Consider the following 3,473-nt stretch of genomic DNA (forward strand, 5'->3'; position numbering starts at 1 on the left):
GGTCAGGAGTGGGCCGGCGCGCCGGGCAGGGCGACCGGCGGGAAGTCGACCTCGGTGCGGCCGACGGAGTTGAAGTAGTTCGTAAAGACGTTGAGGGCGACGTTGGCGACGATCTCACCGATCTCACCGTCACCGTGACCAGCCGCACGGACCTCCTCAAGGTCGGCGTCGCCGACGAAGCCGCGGGTCTCAAGGACGGCCTTGGCGAACTTCAGAGCTGCCCGGGTCTTCGGGTCGGAGGCTTGCGCGCTGCCCGAGGTCTTCAGGTCCTCTGCGCTGACGCCCGCGCGCTCGCCGAGGACGTGGTGGGCCGCGTAGCAGTAGTCGCAGGAGTTCTCCACCGCCGCGACGAGCGCGATCTGCTCACGCACGGCGCCGGACAGGCGTCCCTTGGCAAGCGATCCGCTGTAGGAGAGGTAGGCGTCGAGCACTGCGGGCGAGACGGCCATGGCGCGCATCATGTTCGGCGTCGCGCCGAGAGCGCGCTCGACCTTGTCCAGCAGCGCCTTGGCCTGCGGGCCTGCGGTGGCGGGGTCGACGAGGGACAGTCGGGGCATAGGGATGTCCTTTCCGAAGGGTGTCACACCCACGGTTATTTGGCACTGCCAACATAAGTTGGCAGTGCCTATTATGCAAGTACAGGCGACGACGGAGATCGGCATGAAGGACGTTCCGGGCACACCGCCCGAAGAGCAGCTACTGGTAGGGCTCGCGCGCCTCGGGCAGGCCCTGCGGATCAGCAGTTACCGCAACGCGGGCCCCCACAGGCTGTCCCCCCTTCAGGCGGACATCGTGACCCTGCTGGCCGGCGACCCGCGTCCGCGCCGGCTGAACGAGCTCACCCGAGCGCTCGCGTCGTCACCGCCGACCATCAGCGACGCGGTGAAGACCCTGGCGGCCAAAGAGCTCGTCGAACGGCAGCGTGATGATTCCGACGCCCGAGCGGTGGCACTGACTCTCACGGAAACCGGGCGAGCCGAAGCCGAGCGGCTGGTCCGGATGCCCGAGGAGTTCACCGAGGCCATGAGGACCCTGAGCCCCGATGACCTGGCGGCCATGCTCCGCGGCACCAGCAGCATGATCAGATCGCTACAGGACCGCAAAGCCATCCCGGTCTCACGTATGTGCCTGACCTGCACGTACTTCCGCCCTGATGCCCATCCGGGCACGGACAGGCCGCACCACTGCGACTTCGTGGACAACCCCTTCGACGACGCCGAACTCCGCTTGGACTGCCCCGACCACCTGAGCCCCTGACAGGTCCTGGTGGCGTACGCCGGCGTGGGCCGGCCGCATCCGTCACGGCCCTGCCGCCACGGCGCGACGAGGGCACTGACCGCTTCGGGCCGACCGCATGAGGCGGGCGCATGGACTCCGTGCGACGCCGATACGACCGCCGGCTCGCGCGCGAAAACTGGTGGGCTTCCTGGCCGGAGAAGGCCGAGCTCTACCGTCTCCCCCTCCGGGCGGCCCGTCCTGTGGTCGCGGGGCAACGGGTGGGTGGCGGGCGGGCTCGTCAAAACGTTAAAGGCACTGAAGGCGCTGCCGGGCGACGCCGCGCACGTACCCGCGTACCGGGCCGCCCTCGTGCGGCTGCTGCTCGCCGCCCGCGCGGTGCAGCGCGACGACGGGTTCTGGAACGTCAGCCTCGCCGACCCCGCCCACTTCCCCGGCCCGGAGACCAGCGGCACGGCCTTCCTCGCCTACGGCACGGCGTACGCGCTGCGGGCCGGGCTCGTGCCCGCCCGCGACTTCGAGGCGGTCGCCGCCCGCGCCTGGCACGGGCTCGTCACCACCGCCGTGCACCCCGACGGGTTCCTCGGCTACGTACAGGGCGCCGGCGACCGGCCCGAGTCCGGTCAGCCCGTCGGCCACGGCAGCACCGCGGACTTCGGCGTCGGCGCGTTCCTGCTCGCCGGCACGGAGCTGGCTCTGCTCGCCCGCAGCGAACGAACCCGCCTCACACCCTGATCACCGTCTTGCCGCGGGCTCTGCCGCTTCTGCTCGCCGCGAGGGCCGCGGGGGCCTCTTCCAAGGTCGTCTCGTGGCCTATCAGGACGGTCAGGCGGCCCTCGTCGAGTTCGGTGGCGAGGGTGGAGAGGAGAGCCGAGGACGGGGTGTTCTGGGCGTTGAGGGCCCGTACGCCGTGGGGTTCCAGGGCCGTGGCGTCCGCCGCGCCGATGGTGGAGGTGACCGTGCCGCCCGACCGTACGACGCGGGCCAGGTCGGTGACGGCGGCCGTGTCGTCGACCAGGTCGATGACGATGTCCACGCCGTCGGGGTGCGCGGAGAGCACCTGGTCGGCGACCGGGCCCGCGCTGTGGTCGATGGTCGCGGACGCGCCGAGGTCGCACATCAGGACCGCCGCGCCCGGCCGGGCCGTCACCGTCACCTCCGCGCCGCGCCCCGACGCGAACTGCGTGGCGAATGTCCCCACGCCGCCCGTCGCGCCGACGATCAGCACCCGGCTCCCCTCCCGTACGCCCGCCTCCTCGACCACGTTCCACGCCGTCATCCCGGCGGTCGGCAGCGCGGCCGCGGTCATCAGCGTGGCACGCGAGGGCGCGGGCGCCAGCGCCTCCTCGGCGGTCGCCGCGAAGTCCGCGTACGAGCCGCCGCCCGCGGCCAGCCGCATGAACTGGCCGAACACCCGGTCGCCCAGTGCGAACCGGTCGGCCCCCGGGCCGACGGCCACCACCTCGCCCGCGCCGTCCACGCCGAGTACGAGCGGGAAGGCATGCGGCACGGCGTCCCGCAGCATGCCGTCCGCGATCTTCCAGTCGAGGGGGTTCAGGGCCGCGACGGCGATGCGCACCAGCACCTCGCCGGGGCCGGGTTCCGGCTGCGGCAGGTCCATGACCTGCGGCTCCGCGCCGAATTCCGTGACCGCGACTGCCCGCATGATGTTCTCCGATTCATCTCCGCCCAGCCACCTGGTCCCGTTGCGTCCAACCTTCTCCCCAGCGCGCCGCCACCGCCACCGCTGGGCCGGAACGGGTGGCTTTGCTCACTCTTGATCGCCCGCGCGGTCGCGCAATACGCCAAGCAGGTGATAATGGGGCAGGCCCACGCATCCCCAGCTGAGAGCGAGACCCCACCGTGTTGCGCAACGGACTGGAGCCCTGGCACCTGATCGTCTTGGTCGTGGTGGCCCTCCTGGTGTTCGGATCGAAGAAGCTGCCCGATATCGCCCGCGGCCTCGGCAAGTCCGCCCGCATCCTGAAGTCCGAGGCGCGCGCCATGCGCTCCGAGGACTCCCCGAAGACCTCGCACTCCGAGCAGCCCGCCGCCGCCCCGACCGTCACCCCCGGTCCGCCCGCCGCGGACACCGCCCAGGGGCACCCCGACACCGACCACGTGCGCACCGCCGCGGAACAGCAGCCGCACCGCCAGTCCGCCTGACCGGCGGCCGGCAGCACGTCACGGTTTCACCAGATCGCCGGACGGTCCCACCGGACCGCCCGGCGATCTGG

The 3,473-nt window shown here is 71.8% G+C and carries 5 protein-coding genes; 3 read left to right on the top strand and 2 right to left on the bottom strand.

What is annotated here, in order from left to right; all coding sequences use genetic code 11:
• Window positions 1–2 precede the first annotated feature (2 nt).
• Window positions 3–557, bottom strand: a complete 555-nt coding sequence (locus ACFU99_RS37755) for a carboxymuconolactone decarboxylase family protein (RefSeq protein ID WP_384401440.1) — start codon at window positions 555–557, stop codon at window positions 3–5.
• A 103-nt stretch (window positions 558–660) separates the two neighbouring features.
• Between ACFU99_RS37755 and ACFU99_RS37760 the strand changes: the two genes are divergently transcribed.
• Entirely contained in the window at window positions 661–1,257 is a 597-nt protein-coding gene (locus ACFU99_RS37760) for a MarR family winged helix-turn-helix transcriptional regulator (protein WP_384401443.1), read from the top strand.
• Between the two features lie 24 nt (window positions 1,258–1,281).
• The gene (locus ACFU99_RS37765) at window positions 1,282–1,971 is read left to right on the top strand and encodes a glycoside hydrolase family 88 protein (RefSeq protein ID WP_384401452.1); all 690 of its coding nucleotides are present in this window, start codon (window positions 1,282–1,284) and stop codon (window positions 1,969–1,971) included.
• Here the strand turns inward: ACFU99_RS37765 and ACFU99_RS37770 are convergent.
• Window positions 1,961–2,902: an NADP-dependent oxidoreductase gene (locus ACFU99_RS37770; protein ID WP_384401446.1), complete on the bottom strand. Its 942-nt coding sequence runs from the start codon at window positions 2,900–2,902 to the stop codon at window positions 1,961–1,963. The genes ACFU99_RS37765 and ACFU99_RS37770 overlap by 11 nt on opposite strands.
• Window positions 2,903–3,099: 197 nt before the next feature.
• Here ACFU99_RS37770 and tatA point away from each other — a divergent pair, with 197 nt between their 5' ends.
• On the top strand, window positions 3,100–3,402 hold the full coding sequence (gene tatA, locus ACFU99_RS37775; RefSeq protein WP_384401449.1) for a Sec-independent protein translocase subunit TatA: 303 nt from the start codon (window positions 3,100–3,102) through the stop codon (window positions 3,400–3,402).
• Window positions 3,403–3,473: the final 71 nt, after the last annotated feature.

The organism is Streptomyces sp. NPDC057654 (assembly GCF_042800135.1).
In the GTDB taxonomy this organism is placed as follows: domain Bacteria; phylum Actinomycetota; class Actinomycetes; order Streptomycetales; family Streptomycetaceae; genus Streptomyces.

What these genes read in the sequence shown, in the direction of transcription:
- ACFU99_RS37755 (WP_384401440.1), bottom strand. Translation starts at nt 557, where the DNA reads ATGCCCCGACTGTCCCTCGTCGACCCCGCCACCGCAGGCCCGCAGGCC.
- ACFU99_RS37760 (WP_384401443.1), top strand. Translation starts at nt 661, where the DNA reads ATGAAGGACGTTCCGGGCACACCGCCCGAAGAGCAGCTACTGGTAGGG.
- ACFU99_RS37770 (WP_384401446.1), bottom strand. Translation starts at nt 2,902, where the DNA reads ATGCGGGCAGTCGCGGTCACGGAATTCGGCGCGGAGCCGCAGGTCATG.